This is a genomic window from Photobacterium ganghwense (genome assembly GCF_003025595.1).
Lineage (GTDB): Bacteria > Pseudomonadota > Gammaproteobacteria > Enterobacterales > Vibrionaceae > Photobacterium > Photobacterium ganghwense.
This window is the reverse complement of the sequence record NZ_PYMI01000002.1, coordinates 103327-120380: the sequence shown is the minus strand read 5'-3', so window position 1 is coordinate 120380 and position 17054 is coordinate 103327. Positions and strand designations below refer to the sequence as shown.

At 51.9% G+C, this 17054-nt stretch carries 16 protein-coding genes; 14 read left to right on the top strand and 2 right to left on the bottom strand.

Features of this window, described 5'->3' with window-relative positions:
* The first annotated feature begins 187 nt into the window (after positions 1–187).
* The 12 genes from C9I92_RS06440 (at position 188) to C9I92_RS06385 (ending at position 12121) form a co-directional block, all read left to right on the top strand.
* Positions 188–568, top strand: a complete 381-nt coding sequence (locus C9I92_RS06440; protein ID WP_047885042.1) for a PilZ domain-containing protein — start codon at positions 188–190, stop codon at positions 566–568.
* Between the two features lie 9 nt (positions 569–577).
* Positions 578–1588 (top strand): M23 family metallopeptidase, encoded by a 1011-nt coding sequence (locus tag C9I92_RS06435; protein ID WP_047885043.1) that lies wholly within the window; start codon positions 578–580, stop codon positions 1586–1588.
* Between the two features lie 43 nt (positions 1589–1631).
* The gene (locus tag C9I92_RS06430; RefSeq protein WP_047885044.1) at positions 1632–2873 is read left to right on the top strand and encodes an anhydro-N-acetylmuramic acid kinase; all 1242 of its coding nucleotides are present in this window, start codon (positions 1632–1634) and stop codon (positions 2871–2873) included.
* Between the two features lie 698 nt (positions 2874–3571).
* Positions 3572–4327, top strand: coding sequence for a beta-ketoacyl synthase chain length factor (locus C9I92_RS06425; protein ID WP_047885045.1), 756 nt, complete (start codon positions 3572–3574; stop codon positions 4325–4327).
* A gap of 58 nt (positions 4328–4385) precedes the next feature.
* Positions 4386–4655 (top strand): phosphopantetheine-binding protein, encoded by a 270-nt coding sequence (locus C9I92_RS06420; RefSeq protein ID WP_047885046.1) that lies wholly within the window; start codon positions 4386–4388, stop codon positions 4653–4655.
* A gap of 452 nt (positions 4656–5107) precedes the next feature.
* Positions 5108–6835 carry an AMP-binding protein gene (locus C9I92_RS06415; RefSeq protein WP_084712536.1) on the top strand — a complete coding sequence of 576 codons (1728 nt, stop codon included), beginning with the start codon at positions 5108–5110 and terminating at the stop codon, positions 6833–6835.
* Positions 6832–7224 (top strand): ApeI family dehydratase, encoded by a 393-nt coding sequence (locus C9I92_RS06410; protein ID WP_047885047.1) that lies wholly within the window; start codon positions 6832–6834, stop codon positions 7222–7224. The genes C9I92_RS06415 and C9I92_RS06410 overlap by 4 nt, the downstream gene beginning before the upstream one ends.
* Positions 7225–7322: 98 nt before the next feature.
* Positions 7323–8915: an HAL/PAL/TAL family ammonia-lyase gene (locus C9I92_RS06405; RefSeq protein WP_047885048.1), complete on the top strand. Its 1593-nt coding sequence runs from the start codon at positions 7323–7325 to the stop codon at positions 8913–8915.
* Positions 8915–10117, top strand: coding sequence for a beta-ketoacyl-[acyl-carrier-protein] synthase family protein (locus tag C9I92_RS06400; RefSeq protein WP_047885049.1), 1203 nt, complete (start codon positions 8915–8917; stop codon positions 10115–10117). Before C9I92_RS06405 ends, C9I92_RS06400 begins: the two co-directional genes overlap by 1 nt.
* The gene (locus tag C9I92_RS06395) at positions 10117–10596 is read left to right on the top strand and encodes a hotdog family protein (RefSeq protein WP_047885050.1); all 480 of its coding nucleotides are present in this window, start codon (positions 10117–10119) and stop codon (positions 10594–10596) included. Before C9I92_RS06400 ends, C9I92_RS06395 begins: the two co-directional genes overlap by 1 nt.
* Positions 10593–11318: a 3-ketoacyl-ACP reductase FabG2 gene (locus C9I92_RS06390; protein ID WP_047885051.1), complete on the top strand. Its 726-nt coding sequence runs from the start codon at positions 10593–10595 to the stop codon at positions 11316–11318. The genes C9I92_RS06395 and C9I92_RS06390 overlap by 4 nt, the downstream gene beginning before the upstream one ends.
* A 413-nt stretch (positions 11319–11731) precedes the next feature.
* On the top strand, positions 11732–12121 hold the full coding sequence (locus C9I92_RS06385) for a hypothetical protein (protein ID WP_047885052.1): 390 nt from the start codon (positions 11732–11734) through the stop codon (positions 12119–12121).
* Between the two features lie 375 nt (positions 12122–12496).
* Here the strand turns inward: C9I92_RS06385 and C9I92_RS06380 are convergent, their stop codons facing one another.
* Positions 12497–13642, bottom strand: coding sequence for an amidohydrolase (locus C9I92_RS06380; protein ID WP_047885053.1), 1146 nt, complete (start codon positions 13640–13642; stop codon positions 12497–12499).
* 207 nt (positions 13643–13849) lie between these two features.
* Here C9I92_RS06380 and C9I92_RS06375 point away from each other — a divergent pair, with 207 nt between their 5' ends.
* A complete protein-coding gene (locus tag C9I92_RS06375) occupies positions 13850–14482 on the top strand; it encodes a TetR/AcrR family transcriptional regulator (protein ID WP_248827373.1) in 633 nt (210 codons plus the stop codon).
* Positions 14483–14557: 75 nt separating this feature from the next.
* A complete protein-coding gene (locus C9I92_RS06370; RefSeq protein ID WP_047885055.1) occupies positions 14558–15481 on the top strand; it encodes a LysR family transcriptional regulator in 924 nt (307 codons plus the stop codon).
* 32 nt (positions 15482–15513) lie between these two features.
* Here the strand turns inward: C9I92_RS06370 and C9I92_RS06365 are convergent, their stop codons facing one another.
* Positions 15514–17040 carry an MFS transporter gene (locus tag C9I92_RS06365; protein ID WP_047885056.1) on the bottom strand — a complete coding sequence of 509 codons (1527 nt, stop codon included), beginning with the start codon at positions 17038–17040 and terminating at the stop codon, positions 15514–15516.
* Positions 17041–17054 lie beyond the last annotated feature (14 nt).

Genomic DNA, 17054 nt, shown 5'->3' with positions numbered 1-17054 from the left:
TATTTTTTTGGGAAGTGACGATCAATATCACGTTATTTTGCTTTGTGGGATAGGCTAGACTGAATATATCTGTGTGATTTAACTATCAGTTTATTAATAATATCTTTTTATGTGAGGATATTTCTGGTGAATATGCATATTTATCTTTACAATTCAATTTATAAAAGAACAACAAAATGAAGGGCTCATGATTGAACGTCGTCATTTTCGTCGCATTCTTTACCGTGCTCCGGCTATGCTGCAACAGGCATCCGGAGAGTGGCGAGCAGAAGTACTGGATTTGTCCCTGAAGGGACTGCTGATGACTTGTCCTCACGACTGGCAATATAATTCACAAGATAACCAATATGTTATTGCTTTTTGTTTGCACGAAAGTGACATTGAACTGAGGCTGGAGGCCCGGTTGGTCAGTCATGACGCTAATTATCTCCATATGCATATACACCATATTGATATAGAAAGCGCCAGTCACCTTCGGCGTCTGGTCGAATTAAACGTGGGCACTGATGCGCTCTTACATCGAGAGTTAGAGCAACTCGCAGATTTACATCATGATGAAGAGCGGTAGCAGGTCCCCATGTCAGAAAACATTTGTATTTCGGTGTCTCATAGCCGAGGCACCTCGCATTATTTAATCAACCGCTTTAAGAAACGATATTTTGCTTTGGCCGCTGCCTCTGTGCTGGTATTAGCAGGAAGCGGCAGTTACAGCGTGTATTCCCTTTACGAGGAAAGCCAGCTGTCATCCAAGCAATTAAATGTGCTGAATAAGCAATCCCGCCATTTAATGGCGTCTTTGTCGGAAGAGAGTGAAGCGAACCGGGCACTACGTCAGGAGCTGGAAGAAAAGCGAGCCGAACTGGCGCTGCTGACACAGCGTATCGACGATGTTGAAGCGGTACTTGGTGTCAACGGTGAAGACGGTGAAGATATGTCGCTGCAAGCGCGGGTTGACAGTGCGGCTGTTAGTTCGGCGGTGCGGGCAACATTGTTCCGTCTTATCCCCAACGGCAGCCCAACGCCGGACACGCGGATGTCTTCCCGCTATGGCTCCCGCGTACACCCGGTTACCGGCAAGCAAAAATTCCACCACGGTCTCGACTTTTCAGCCAGAATTGGCACACCGATTTATGCACCGGCAGATGGGATTGTTGAAGTCGTGCGCTCGGGTAACAAAGGTTACGGTAACTTCATCCGCCTGAACCACTCATTTGGTTTTACCAGTTCTTACTCCCATATGAGTAAGTTCAATGTGAAACGCGGCAACTATGTCAACAAAGGTGACTTGCTGGGCTGGACGGGCAACTCGGGACTATCGACCGGGCCGCATCTGCATTATGAGATCCGTTTTTTGGATCGAACCCTGAATCCGCGTTTGTTTGTTGAATGGACGCCGGATAATTTCGAAAGCCTGTTTGAGAAAGAAAACAAGGTTCAGTGGGCGTCGCTGCTGGAGATGATCAATAATATGGTTTCGATGCAGGTACAGCTGACTCAAACGCCTCGTTACAACCCGACGTTGCAGACGGCCAACAATCTGGCTGAGCAACATTCGGACGGTGACCAGGTTCAAGTGTCAAAGCTGTAGTCCTGTGAGTGACTATTCTGTAAGTCATCATGAAGGGTAGCGGATGAGCCGGGAATTATATGTTGGGGTGATGTCAGGCACGAGTCTGGACGGAGTGGATGTGGCGCTGGTGGCGATAGAGCATGAGGCGTCCGACGCACAGCCGGTGTCAGTTAGCCTGCAGGCTCACTACGATCACCCGATGCCGGATGAGCTGAAACATGCTTTGCTGGAAGTCTGTCTCGGGCAAGCCACCAACTTGCGTCAGATCGGTGAACTGGATCACCGTCTCGGCCACCTGTTTGCGGATGCGGTGAATGCGCTGTTAAGGCAAAAGGGAATCTCTCCTCAGGATGTTACCGCAATTGGCAACCATGGCCAGACCGTGTATCACCATCCGGAGAGTGAATACCCATTTACCACCCAACTCGGGGATGCCAACATTATCGCGGCCAAAACCGGGATCACCACGGTGGCGGACTTTCGTCGCAAAGATATGGCGCTGGGTGGCCAGGGAGCACCTCTGGTGCCGGCTTTTCACCGCATTTTATTCGCCCAGGCTAACTCGACGACAGTTGTCCTCAATATTGGCGGTATTGCGAATATCTCTGTGCTACCGCCATCCCGTACTGTGGCTGGCATGGCTGGCGCAGTAGGGGGCTCAGGGCAGAATGCTCGGGTAGACTCAAAAGCGGAAGCCATAACGGGCGTTCACAGCGGGAAGGTTGTCGGTTATGACACGGGACCCGGTAATATGTTGATGGATGCCTGGATTTATCAGCAGCAGGGTGACAAGTATGATCGGGACGGCGCGTATGCCCGGTCTGGGTGTTGCCACGCGACCTTGTTGGCTCAGTTACTGAGCGATCCTTATCTGACCCAAACCTATCCGAAAAGCACTGGTCGGGAGCATTACAACCTGCCTTGGTTGAACGAGCAATTGGCACTTGTTGCTGTGGCAACAGGTGAACGGTTGGCTCCGGAAGATGTGCAGGCGACTTTGCTGGAGTTTACCGCCCGAACGATTGCAGATCAGGTACATACCTTTAAGTTTGGCCCAAGCCCACGCCTGTTGGTTTGCGGCGGCGGTGCGAACAATCCGGCGCTGATGGCACGATTGTCTGCGTTGCTGCCGGAATGGCTGGTGGGCAATACCCGTGATGAAGGGGTAGATGCGGACTACATGGAAGCGATGGCGTTTGCCTGGCTGGCCCGGCAGCGGATACACAACCAGCCGAGTAACGTGCCGGAAGTGACCGGAGCAAGCCGCCCTGCATCATTAGGTGTGATTTATCCGGCAGATTGATGTGCCTTAGGTCGACTTGGCTACTAGGTTGTTTGCCAGGTTGTTTACCAGTGTGATTGCTGAGTTGATTACCTGGTTAATTGTTGGATTTATTCTGGGGTAGCCGCAGGGTTAATTTCAGGTGCCCCAGCAGCCTAAACTGGACGAGCAATGAGTTATCGCATATGAGAGAAAATAAGCCGGTTTTAAACGCCGGCTTATGAAACCTTATGGCTTCCGCTTTCGTAAAATTATCATCCGGTCACCACCATCCAGTCTTCATAAAAATATCGTCGGGGCTACAGACGTTTGGCTTCAATAAATACTAATCTCAGCAGTGTCAATTGATACTATTTCCATGATGGAAGAAAAAATTGTGCGTTAAATACAGTATCGCCTTATTAAATGAGTATAGAGGTATTATAAATCTATCAATGAATGTTTTTCATTTCAGGGATTAGATTTTATTAGCGTAATAGCGACTTACTGCATGAAGCCAGTAGGTTTCTAAATATCAGAAAGTGAGTGAAATATTTCTGTGCGAAAGCAGTGTTTTATCAAATAAGCCACTTGGTTTGCGGTATAACGCAGAGTTTTTAAAATTGATTGGGTTATAAAAGCTTGCAATAGTTGTCATACTAAATTAAATGCATTAATAATAGAGGTAATAAATAAAATACAAATAACATAATTGTTATTAACTGGCTGGGTTTCATTTCATGCAAGGCATTCAATTTGATGTAATAGACTGGATGGCATTATCGCCGGGCATCAGTCAGCCTGAACAATGGGCCGACTGGCAGGCTAATGGATATGCCTGGCCAGATAATGAACATTTTGTCCCCAGTGATGCGATCCCTCCGATGCAAAAGCGGCGAATGAGCACCTTGAGCCGGTTAGCGGTTCAGGTGGCCGTGTCTCTGACTCGTGAACAATCGGTTGATTATATTGTGTTTTCCTGCCGCCATGGCGAACTGACCCGAACTAGCCAGCTGTTGCAATCGGTGTTAGCCGGACAACCGGCATCGCCGATGGCGTTTTCTCAGTCAGTCCATAATACCGCGACAGGACTGTTTACCATTATTGCCGGTCAGACTGTTGCGGCGACATCGGTATCGGCATCCCGTTCATCGTTGCACGCTGCTTGCATTGAAGCCGCAGCTTATCTGGCCTCAAATCCGACGCATCGCGTACTGCTGGTCGATTTTGATGAGCCTCTGCCTGATCCTTACGGTCAGTATGAAACGCAGGATTTCCGCGGTTATGCCCTGGGATTGTTGCTGACGTCTGGGCAAGAGTTTCTGGTCCAGGGGCAAAGACAATCAAACCGCCACGCAGGATTTCAGATTGACTCACCGGATTGCAGCCCTTTACCGCAAGGCTTGATGCTCGTAGACGCACTGGTGTCGAAAGCCCGGCGCTGGACGATGCGGGAACCCCGGTATTGCTGGCATTGGCAACGTGCCAGAACCTGAATTTTCTGCGTTACCCGACTGGGTGGGCAAGAACATGAAATAGAAAGGAGAAATGATCATGGAAAAATTACATCAGGAATTGAAAGCACTCATTATTGAAACGCTGAATCTGGAAGATCTTTCGATTGAGGATATTGAAACGACCGCGCCGCTGTTTGGTGATGGGCTGGGATTAGATTCCATTGATGCGCTGGAACTGGGCCTGGCAATTAAAAATCAGTACAGTGTTATTCTCGATACGGATGACAGTAATACGCGGACTAATTTCGCATCGGTAGAAAATCTGGCCAAATTTATTTCTGAACATCGTCCGTCAGCGTCACTCTGAATCTGAAAAGTCAACGAACAATAGAAAATTAAGATGGAAGGCGTTGGCATTTAACGGCCATTTTTTATAGCGCACTTTCATGTCCGTAATAAATGTGTTTATTTTAAGACGCTAGTTTTTCGGTGCTAGTTTTATGCGTTGGTTTGAATGCACTGGATTTTAAACATCTGGATTTTAAACCTCTGGATTTTAAGACACTGGATTTGAAGAAACTGGTATTTAAGATCATGCTTTTAGGCCGTATTTCAATTATGTTAAACCGCCACATTTTTAGCGATGGCAGTTAAGCAATAGTTTATCAATGTGATGATGAAATATGGGCCAGCCGTCTTCAATCGGCGCCACTTCACGCAGCTATTGATTTCTGACTTTTCACCGTTTCTGAAGGCTAGACATTCTGTCTTTAATCACTGGCAGAATGTTGCGTCGGTAATACAGACTAAGGATAGCGAATGGTATTGAATCACCAGCAAATCGGATCGCCGTTACCCAGATCGCCGTTTTCTATATCGTTGTCCTCTTTGCTGGGGACGGAACGTCCACGGACGCTTCGGGTGGCATCTGGTATTCAGGGCACAAAGCAGTGGAAGGACTATTGCTGTGATGTCGGGTATTGGCAGCGGGTCTTGCGCCAACGATCAGAGCAACGCTGGGCATTGTGTTTTGACGATAGCTATTGGCTTGCCGTGGCATTTATGGCTGCGGCTTGTGCCGGTAAAGTGTTGGTGCTGCCCGGCAATATACGCCCTGGTGCACTGGCAGAATTAGCGGATCAGTTTGATGGTGTGCTTAGTGATACAGAATTAATCGTCGGGTCAGCATCAGTACCGTTACTTGTTGTTTGTGGCCTTAATACCACCACAGAGCAGGATGTCAGAACGGAAAGGGAAGACACTCTGTTGTCCCCGGTTGCGTTGCTGCCAAGTTTATCGGCGGAACGGCCTGAGCTGTTTGAGCCGCTGGCACTGTCAGACATTTCCCTGATTCTGTTTACGTCTGGTTCCAGTGGTGCGCCTAAGCCTGTTTATAAAACACTCGATTTACTGGATGCGGAAATTCAGGGGCTGGAAGCCTGTTGGGGGGCAATGTTTGACGAGCATGACGCTTTGTCTCCTGAGGCGGGGAGGCAAGGCGGCAGTGGCGACAGCAAAGGGGCCTTATTGATCACCAGTACGGTTTCCCACCAGCATATCTATGGCTTGTTATTCCGGGTGTTATGGCCCTTGTGCACCGGACGATGCTTCGCCCGCACTAACTGGTTGTACCCGGAGCAAGTTATTCAGAACGCGTCACCGGATGCCGTTTTGATCACCAGTCCGGCGTTGCTGAAACGGCTGACAACGGCATCAGCCCAATCCTATCGCGGTATATTTTCCTCCGGCGGGCCACTGTCAGTCGAGGTGTCTCGGCGGGTGGCGAAGCTGTTGGGGCTGCCACCGATTGAAATTTACGGCAGTACTGAGACTGGCGGAATTGCTCACCGCCAGCAGGTCGTCGCTCAGCAAGCTTTTATTCAGCAGGCCATTACTCAGCCACCTCTTACTCAGAAAGTTCCTACTCAGAAAGCTCTCACTCAGAACAGTACGCAGAGTGCCGAATCGGCGACCGTCCAGACTGATGAGAATGAACAGGCGTGGCAGCTTTTCCCGGGGCTGGAAGCCCGACTCAGTCCGCAACAATGCCTAATGCTGCGTTCTCCCTATTTGCCCTCAAGCGATTGGTATGTCACTCAGGATGCCTGTGAATTGCGGCCTGAGGGCAAGTTTCATCTCAAAGGACGGGTCGATCGGGTAGTGAAAATCGAAGAAAAGCGCATCTCGCTGCCGGAGGTGGAAGGGCGGCTTTCGCAACATCGCTGGATTGCGGATGCAGCAGTCATTGAAGATAAGCAGTACCAACGTGCGCAGTTAGCCGCCGTGCTGACATTGTCACCCGATGGGCTGGCTGCGTTTGAACGGCTGGGCAAAGGGCCGTTTGCCGTGTCATTGCGTCAGGCCATGCGGGAGTGGGTGGAACCGGTCGGTATTCCTCGGCGTTTCCGTTTTGTTGAGGCCATTCCGGTTAATGCACAAGGAAAGCGTCAGTGGTCAGAACTGGTGAGTTTATTCTCCGCAACGGACGGTTTGCGTCCGGCGGTGAGTAATGACAAAGACGAGCCAATGAGAAAAGGGAAGCAATGAACAGGGAAAAACGAGATCAACAGACACGTTTTCCGACCGTGTTGCAAGAAACCGTTCGTGGCAATGTCTGTGAACTGTTATGCCGGATAGACCCGGAGATTATCTATTTTTCCGGCCATTTTGACGCGCAGCCGGTGTTACCCGGCGTGGCGCAACTCGAATGGGCGGTCACCTGTGCTGTGACTTACCTGCAGACCCCGGATCAGTTTGGCGGGATGGAGTCTGTAAAGTTTCAGGCACCGATCCTACCAGCCGCAACGGTTGTGTTGGCGGTTGAATGGCTCCCTGAAAAGCACAAGCTTAAATTTGCCTACCGCTCCCCGGATGGTCACCACCAGCATGCCTCAGGGGTTATCTCACTTTTGCCCGCTTGCCGCTCAGCGATATAACTGCTCAGCCTGTTGACTGCTATTAAAACGAGAACAGTTAGTTAGAACGAACCCGGCGAGACAGAACGAACAAGGCTAGGCAGAACAAGGAACATGTTATGACGACTCAGAAACCTCAACCCATTCGATTTGGTGCCGGGCGGCTGACGATTGAAGATGTCATTGCCATTGCTGATGGTGCCCCGGCAGCCATGAACCAGGACGCGGCGTTTACCGCCAAAATTGACCGTGGTGTTGCTTTTCTGGAGCGATTACTGCTGGACGACGGAGTCATTTATGGGGTGACAACCGGTTATGGTGACTCCTGTACGGTCGCGATCCCCCCAGAGCTGGTGCCTGAATTACCGCTGCATCTGACCCGTTTTCACGGCTGCGGACTGGGTGAACATTTGACTCAACATCAGGCTCGCGCCGTACTGGCAACCCGGCTGTGCTCATTATCACAAGGGGTCTCCGGTGTGAGCCATGAGCTGTTGAATCAGATGGTCACCTTGCTCAATCAGGGGATTTCGCCCTATATCCCACAGGAAGGTTCGGTGGGAGCCAGCGGGGATTTAACGCCGTTGTCTTATCTGGCTGCCGCCTTAGTTGGCGAACGGGAAGTCATTTATCGCGATGCGGTACGCCCCACGGCAGAGGTTTTTGCTGAACTTGGCATTACTCCGCTGACCTTGCGTCCGAAAGAAGGACTGGCGCTGATGAACGGCACGTCGGTGATGACCGCTTTGGCTTGTCTGGCATTCAGCCGGGCGGAATATCTGGCGCAGCTGGCGACACGAATCACCGCCATGGTATCGGTTGCGATGCAGGGGAATGACTTCCATTTTGATGAAGCGCTTTTCGCGGTTAAACCTCATCCCGGTCAACAGCAGATTGCCGCCTGGCTGCGGGCTGATCTGCAAAGCGATGCCCCGCCGGCAAACAGCGACCGCCTTCAGGACCGGTATTCACTGCGTTGTGCGCCTCATGTGATTGGGGTGTTGCAAGACACGCTGCCCTGGTTGCGCCAGCTGATCGAAAATGAGCTGAACAGTGCCAACGACAATCCCATTATTGATGGCGATAACGAACGGGTGCTGCATGGTGGCCATTTTTACGGCGGTCACATTGCTATGGCTATGGATACCCTGAAAACGGCAGTGGCGAATCTGGCAGATCTGCTGGATCGCCAAATGGCGCAGTTACTGGATCATAAATTCAATAACGGCCTGCCCAGAAACCTGAGTGGTGCGCAAGGAAATCGAGCGTCCATTAATCATGGCTTCAAGGCAGTACAAATCGGGATCTCAGCCTGGACGGCAGAAGCGTTGAAACACACGATGCCGGCCAGTGTCTTTTCACGTTCCACCGAGTGCCACAACCAGGACAAAGTCAGCATGGGGACTATTGCGTCCCGCGACTGTTTGCGGGTACTGGAGTTGACCGAGCAGGTAGCGTCGGCGGCTTTGCTGGCGTCAACGCAGGCGATGGTACTGCGTCTGCGTCAGGGCGAGTTGCAGCCGGAGCAACTCAGCCCGACCCTTCATGGAATGTTGTACGCCGTGTTGGAGGATTTCGAGCCGGTGGTTGAAGACCGCCCGCTTGAAACCGATTTACGCCGCGTGGTGCATATGATTCAACACCAGCAGTGGTTGCTCTATCCGCATCCCCAGGAGCCGCGGAACCGGGTATCCGGTCATAAGGACGGATGATGAATAGCAACAAACCCATTTATATTCACGCCTGCGGCATCCATTGTGCCCTCGGGTTATCCCGTTCGGTGATTCATCACAGCTTGCAAAGCGGCGATGCCCCCGGCATGCAAGTGACCACAGACAGCCTGAACAGTGGCGGACAAACGGTGGTTGGCAGAGCTGTTGAGCCTCTGCCGGATATTCCGGCAAGGTTTAGCCATCAGAATACTTACAACAACCGGCTGGCACTGTCTGCTTTGAATGATATTAAGCCGGAGATTGAACATGCTATCGCCCGCTATGGGCGTGAACGGGTCGCGGTGATCGTCGGCACCAGCACCTTTGGTATGGCTGACGGGGAAGCGGCGATGACCGCGTTTCTGGAAAATGGCGCGTTCCCGGACGATTACCACTATCACCAGCAAGAGCCGGACAATACGGCGGAATTTATTGCTGACTATTTCGATATCCTGGGGCCGGTATACACCTTGTCAACGGCGTGTACATCCAGTGCGCGGGCGTTGATTTCGGCTAAGCGCTTGCTGGAGTCCGGTCTGGTTGATGCGGTGTTGGCAGGGGGAGCGGATTCGCTGTGTCAGCTCACACTGAACGGTTTCCATGGGCTGGATGCACTCTCTTCAGAACGCTGTAATCCGTTCAGTCAGAACCGGAACGGGATCAATATCGGCGAAGGCGCGGCGTTTCTGTTGCTGAGTCGTGAGCCGAGAAACCATGAGGGGCATCCCAATACGCCACATATAGCTTTGCTGGGAACCGGAGACAGTTCCGATGCGCATCATATTTCCGCGCCCCATCCGGATGGGCTGGGCGCCGAAAGGGCGATGCGCCGTGCATTGGCTGATGCGGGCTTATCGCCCGCGCAGATTGGTTACATCAATGCCCACGGAACCGCCACGCAGCTGAATGATGCGATGGAAAGCCGCGCCATTGCCCGGGTGTTTGGGTCGCAGGCGCCGGTCAGTTCCACCAAACCCCTGACTGGCCACACTCTGGGAGCGGCTGGTGCCGTGGAAGCCGCCATTTGCTGGCATGTGTTACACCATCAGTTGCCCCTGCCAGCTCAGGTAAACGACGGCGAGCTCGGTGATATACCGATTTCACAGGTGTCACCGGGGATGGCACTGCGTCAGCCGGCTATTATGAGTAACTCTTTTGCTTTTGGCGGCAATAACGTCAGCTTGATTTTTGGAGTGTTGTGATGCGAGAACTGCCTGAGTTGTCTTATCTATTACCTCATACCAAACCGATGCTGATGGTTGATGAGCTGGTGGCGGTGGGGCCGGAACAGGTTCACTGCCGTACGCGTGTGTCCGGCCTTAACCCGTTTTTTGATGCGCAGCGTCAGCATCTGCCGGGCTATGTCGGGATCGAGCTGCTGGCACAAACGGTGGCTGGCTGGGCCGGCTATCAGGCCTGGCAGGCCGGTCGACAGCCCGATATCGGTTTCTTACTGGGCAGCCGCCGTTATCACTCTGAGGTTTCGGCTTTTGATGTCGGCACCGTGCTGGATTTGTACGGTGAACGCATTCTGGACAATCAGGGCATGGCGGTATTTTCATGCCGTATTGAGATTGAGGGACAGAGTGTGGCGACCTGTCAGTTGAATGTGTACGTCCCAGCGACGGCGAAACTGGCGCAAATGGTGGTTAATCCGCATGACAAGGAGCAAAGAACGTGACCAGACAGGTATTAGTAACCGGTGCCAGCAAAGGCATTGGTCGGGCCATCGCCTGCCAGTTGGCCAAAGACGGCTTTACGCTGGTGGTGCACTACGGTCGAGATGAATCCGGGGCCAGGCAGACGCTGGATGAGATTCAATATCTGGGAGGTCGAGGCAGATTGATTCAGTTTGATATTCGGGATCGGGCGCAGTGTCGCCAGCAACTGGAAAACGACATTGAGCAGCACGGCGCTTATTACGGTATTGTCAGCAACGCCGGTGTCACACTGGATATGGCTTTTCCGGCGATGACCGAAGAGGCATGGGACGGTGTGGTACACACCAATCTGGACAGTTTTTACAATGTGCTTCATCCCTGTGTAATGCCGATGGTGAAAAACCGGCAAGGTGGGCGCATTGTCACGCTGGCGTCCGTGTCGGGGCTGATGGGAAACCGCGGCCAGACCAATTACAGCGCTGCCAAGGCCGGAGTCATTGGTGCGACCAAAGCGTTGGCACTGGAACTGGCGAAGCGAAATATCACCGTGAACTGCGTAGCACCGGGGCTGATTGAGACCGGGTTGGTGGATGATAATCTCAAAGCGCAGGTTTTGCCGCAGATCCCAATACGGCGTGCCGGAAAGCCTGAAGAAGTGGCGGGGCTGGTCAGCTACTTAATGTCAGACATCGCAGGATACGTGACACGTCAGGTGATTTCGGTGAATGGCGGGTTATTGTAATCGGGTTATGGTAGTAGCAAGCCGGATGCCGAAGATATGTTGAAACCTTGAAACCTGAAAAATATGTGCGCGTAACAGTGATCAAGCGCGGTTATTTACAACTGTTCACACATTGCCAGGCTATACCTCGCTTGCTGATTGATGGCGGTAAGTGTAGATTCTTTCTCAGTTTTTAATTTTAACAACGCGAGCACTTGAGCCACAGTGAGTGCCGGTGTTTCGGTAAATGGGTTTGCCGGATATAGCACAGATAATGGCCAGATAAGTGGCTGGTTTGCGGATGTAATCAGGCTTTGGCATTAAATGAACACTTCAAAGCAACACCGCCAATTAACACTTTGTATCAACACCATGATTCAATACCTTGAATCAACACCTTGAATCAAGGCTCAGGACAGGGGAAAGGACGAAAAATGAACTGGAAACTGGGAATCGTGATCTGTTGTTTGCCGTTGGTCAGTCAGGCTCAGGAGCAGGCGTTGCCGCTGGGGCCAATATTGGCTGAACAGCAGGCACAACGCGAAGAACGCGCCCTTGGTGATGTGTTCATTGATGCGTCCCGCCAGTCATCCCAGACCTTTGAATTTATTGGTGAAGGCAGCCGACCGGTGCATAACCGGATGGTGGATGAAAACAGTATTAATCAAAATGTGAACACGGTAGCCCCGACCGAATTTGGTGCGGGCATGCGCTTTCGGGCCACTGACGATTTCAGTATTTCCGTCAAAGCGGGAGGTGAAGTCCGAAATGATCGGGATCTGGATGTTGACAGTGGCTCGGTAAACTTTGAGTTTGGTTTCTAATTCGCGGCACCTTTTTTGTCCCCATTCCTTTCATGTACCCGCTCTCTGTCTCTCGCGTGGCAGTTTTCCCCTGTGCTTTACACCTGACATAGAGCGCAGGGAATCTAATGCAGGAAAATTAACGCCGGGCACTTAACCCCGTCGCGCTATCTACGGCATGACATCCGTTTAACTGCATAGTCTTATCTTCTATCTTCTATCTTCTATCTTCTATCTTCTATCTTCTATCTTCTATCTTCTTGTTTGGGCTTTTCTCTTGTTCCATCTTCCCTTTTCCTCAGATTCAGCGCTTCCCCGGCGTTCGGTATTTTAGCCCCATTTCTTAACCCTTTGTCATTAAGAAAAGGGGCCTATTAACAATGTTATTTGAAGTGGTTAGCGGTTATGCAGCATCTCAATCAGATGAAGAAAGAGTGCGCTGGCTGTCTCAATCAGGGCATCCGGAAAATCGTAGTCCGGATTATGCAGTTGCGGGTGGCTTTCACCACTGCCCACACAAAACAAGGCACCAGGCCAACAGGCCAGAAATTCGGCAACGTCTTCTGACCAGCGCATCGGCTCTTGCAGCTGGTAGACAGGAAGCCCCAGTTCACTGGCGGCACGCTGCACCAGTTCATTGTGGTGATGTGTGTTAACCGCTGCGTTAAATGATTCCTGCCAACTCACCTGATAGTGCAGCCCAGTTTGCTCACTGTATGTCCGGGTTGCGGCTTCTACCGCGTGCTGCATTGCCTTGAGGACATCACTCTGTTCACTGCGCAGAGTAGCGAGCAGTTGGGCGTCGCCTGGCGCGGTACCAAACGCGGGCTCACCCAGTGTGGCATGAATGATGGTCACTAACGAGAACACATCAGGGAAACGGGTCGGGAGTTGTTGTAACTCCTGCATTAGCGCGATGAGGGTGTTGGTTGGGTTAATGCCGTTTTCCGGTTTGGCAGCATGGGAGGTTTTGCCTTCCAGGGTAATGGTGACACCGGTTGAAGCACAGGCAAACGTTTCGGGACGGGTGATCACGGTATTGAGCGGGTAACCCGGCAGATTGTGGTACGCGAATACATTATTGACGGCCTGACCGGCCAGCCACGGATCTCGCAACATGTCAGCCGCACCGGTGCCCGTCTCCTCCGCCGGTTGAAACAGTAGCAGGACGCTGCCAGAGACTGGCGGGTGGCTGGCGAGGTGGCGTGCAACCGCCATCATGCTGGCAGTATGGCCATCATGGCCGCAGGCATGCATGACTCCGGGATGTTGCGAGCAGTGTGCATGGTCGCTTTTTTCCACAATCGGCAGGGCATCAAAATCAGCGCGCAGCAAGGTTGTCGTGCCGGGCCGGGTACCGCGGATTTCACACACAATACCGTGACCGCCAATGTTTGTCCTGGGCGTAAGCCCGAATGCGTTAAGTTGGCTGATGATGCGTTGCGCCGTTGTCTGTTCTTTTCCCGATAGTTCTGGGAATTGGTGCAGGGTGCGGCGAAACAGGATGGGGTCAAAATTCTGTGTCGGTAACGTCTTTTCCATAGCGCATCACAATCGAAATAGTGAACAAGTTGAATAGGTTACGCCCGGTGGGGTGAGAAGGTTGTGAGCGGGATCGCAACCTTAGGAGACGCTGCGTGTTGAAGAAAGCATTGCCGTACTTACGTGAGCGGAAAGGTATCATTCTGGGGGGACGGCGATTATAATCAAAACTGTACTAATTGGTACAGTTTTGGTCGGGCGGGAGGCATGATGCAACCATCTCTGAAACTCGCTGTACGTCCTTCAACGGTCGTCAAACAGCAAAAAATCCTGGAAGTTGCCACGATCTTGTTTCTTGAGCAGGGCTATAGAGATACAGCACTGGATCAAATCGTTCAGCGTTGCGGTGGCTCCAAACAAACCCTTTATCGTTATTTCGGCTGCAAAGAAGGCTTGTTCAAAGCGGTACTGGCTCACAATCTTGAGTCGTTGGAAGACGTGTTCGATTTTTCAGAAAAAGCGTCTTTGCCGGTGGAATCGTGCCTGGTGAGTTTCGGGCAGGATTACATTCATCGGCTGTGTACTAATCCGGTGCTGGGATTGTATCGGATCGTCGCGGCGGATTTTCATCAGCACGCAGATATTACGGATTTCTTTCTTGCCAACGGGCCGGATAAAAAACATCAGTATCTGATCGCGTATCTGGCGTCAGATAAGGTGGCACAGCAGCTGGCCATTCCGTCGCCAGAGCAGGCATGCTGCAACTTGTTGGCCTTGTTAAAGCAGGATTTTTTTTATACCACGCTGCTGGGTAAACCTTTGCCCGATAAGAAGTGTCTGGATCAACAGATCCGCCAGTCGGTATCGGCGTTTATTCGGATGTACCAGCCAGCTCGGTAAGTTGATTACCAAGCTGTTTGTTTAAGTCAGGCAGCTCATGTTTCACTGGGCAGAATCCCAAACAGGGGACGCGTTATGTCATCATTAAAACTGGACTCGCTGAAGTTGTTTCAGCATGTGGTCGCGCAGGGCGGCATTACACAGGCGGCTGATTTTCTGGCGATGCCGAAGTCCAGCGTCAGTCGGAAAATGAAAGAGTTGGAAGAGGCGTTTAACGTCAAGCTTATCAGCCGCAGTGCGCGTTACTTCGCGTTAACCGAGGCTGGTGAAATATTTTATGCCCGCAGTCTTGATGTGCTTTCTCAGGTTGAGGTGCTGGAGCAGGAAATGGCGGTTCATCGTCAGGAAATTGCCGGTAAGATCAGCATTTTGTGTGTATCGCCTTTGCTGAAATGTCTCGGTGAGCATCTGCGTGAATTTTGTCGCCAGTACCCGGGCATCGAACTGGAGTTCCATGCGCAGGAAGTTGTGGAGCGGAATATTCCCAAGCGGCGTTTTGATTTGCTCATCCAGCTTGAAAAACCGGTGATCAGCAACCTTATCGCTCGAACCATCGGTGACATGTATGCCGATTATTATGCGAGCCCTGATTACCTCGCGGAGTTCGGTTGTCCGACTGAGCCGGAAGAATTACTCAGCCATAAGCTGATTTTTCGCGAGCTGTCGCAAGATCAGCTTAAGCAGTGGTGGTTTCAGGACCCAGTGCGCGTGATGGATCTGGGCCCAGCCAGTATGACGGTGGTTGATTCGTCAGATATGGCACTGACCCTGGCCCGGCAGGGCTTCGGGATTGCAATGTTGCCGGATATCCAGGTGATTCCGGCGTTGCAAGATAAGGAACTGGTTCCTCTGTTCGGTCAGCGACATCGCAGGTGTTTACCGGTCAATCTGGTGTATCACGATCGCGAACATATCCCCCGTCGTGTCAGGTTGCTGATTGATTTTCTGACGGTCAATTTTGCGGAGGCAGCGGCTAAATACTCACTGCCTCAACGTTAGGGGCATTTTAGTCTTACAGTGGAAATGAACGTCTATTTTTGCTTTTTGACCATTTTCTTGCCAATCAGGATCACCGGCGCCATGAGCAATACAGCCAGCACAAAAAAGAGGAACGTGTTGTTGAGCGACAGGGTTGACACTTCCAGCTGTAAGGTCTGGCTGAGCTGACCGGCGTTTAACTGGCCGGAAGGCAAAAAGCCTTGGGTCAGAACGGCACGCTGTACGGCTTGAGTGTATTGCTCAATGGTCTGGCTGCCGTGATCCAGCGTCCGGGACAACTCGGTCATCGACTCTGAGCTGGTTACCTGCATGATTCGGGCGAAAATGGCAGAGCCAATCAGTCCCCCGAATGTCCTGCAAATGTAGAAGACACTTATCCCTTCCGGGCGTTGCTCCGGCTTAAAATGTGCCAGCATGGCGATGGTCACGGACACATTGAGCAGCCCCACTCCCAGTCCCCGCAGACACAGGGGGAACAGTAGGGCCTCCGGGCCGACATAGCTCGGCAGATGGCTGAACATGACGATGGAAATGATCATCAAAACCACCCCGATAGGCGTGATCATGTCGCTGGGAAACCGATTCTGGTTGGCGGCCGCCACACTGATTAACATACCGACGCACATTGCCAGAAACGACGGCAGTTGGATCAGCCCGGCGTTTTCGTGGCTGTAGTGCATTACATGGCTGAGAAAGTTAGCCACCAGCGCCCCGCTGGCCGTGACAGCGAACCCCGCCAGAAACCCGTTATACATAAAGACGTTATTATGCAAATTGGTCAGCACTTTGTGATTGATGGTGTGACCGGTGCGCTGAGCAGCTTTCATCAGAGCCATTGCGCCCAGCGCCAGTAACGCCACCACCAGTGTGGCTTGCTGAAAGAAAGTATGATCAAACCAGTTGTAATAGCTACCGCGCATGAGCAGAAACACCGCGAGTGTTATGCCGCCGGCCATGATCAGATAGGGCAGGGCATGGGATTTTTTCGCGCTATCAAATGGCGCAACATCGGCGATAAAGTCGGCCTGAAAACGGGCAATCAGCAGTATGCCTGCGAGCAGATATGAAAGCAGCTGCCACTCAATCGTATCTGCCAACCAGGACAACAGCCAAGGGTAAACACCCATAGGTAATAAGGTTGAACACAGCAGAATCAGCGCCGTGATGAGCGTCATTTCCCGGTAGTTACAGCCATCGAGTACCAGCAGGTTCACACTGACCATGATCAGGCTCGCACAGACGCCGAGCACCAGCCATACCCCGCCATGGATCCCCGGCATCTGAATGGTGTTTGCCAGCACCAGGTGCGACAGTGCTGCCAGCACTAATGTCCGGCACAGCACGCTGTTGGGCCGAAAACGGCGCATAATGAGCGGGGTAAACAGCAGAGTGACTATCTGGGCAATGGTAAATCCGATATTAAGATAGTTGATCTCATCGAGAGAAAGGCCATTACTGGCGGCCATATGGGTAGATATAGCCTTGAACATCGCCGAAGTCAGGCCGACTGGCAGCATTGCTGACAACGCCAGAACGGCCAGGGAAAGCGAACGCTTCATACACGTGATCCTAT